The 355-nt window shown below is 53.8% G+C and carries 1 other RNA gene; it reads right to left on the reverse strand.

What is annotated here, in order from left to right:
• Positions 1–355, reverse strand: a transfer-messenger RNA (tmRNA) gene (gene ssrA, locus L0U88_RS20710); the annotation flags it as partial.

Raw genomic sequence — 355 nt, forward strand, 5'->3', positions numbered from 1 at the left:
GGTGGAGCTGGGGGGATTTGAACCCCCGTCCGAAATTACTACACCGTCGGCACTACATGCTTAGTCCAATCTTTACATTCGCCGGCCAGCTGCGGATGGACACGCTACTGACAGACTAGCCTGATTGAGTTTAACGCTTCAGCCCCAGGCAGGACATCCACGCGATCTCTTTTGGGTTTGACCTCTCTTGATCCCCGTCCTAAGAGCGGAGGCTAGGGAGAGAGGGCTCTAAGCAGGGTATTAAGCTGCTAAAGCGTAGTTTTCGTCGTTTGCGACTATTTTTTTGCGGCTTTTTACGAGGCCAACCGCCCCTCGGCATGCTCCTAGGGCTTCGCAAATCCCGTCGAATCCAGAA

Origin of the sequence: Flavihumibacter fluminis (assembly GCF_021491375.1) — a bacterium.
In the GTDB taxonomy this organism is placed as follows: domain Bacteria; phylum Bacteroidota; class Bacteroidia; order Chitinophagales; family Chitinophagaceae; genus Flavihumibacter; species Flavihumibacter fluminis.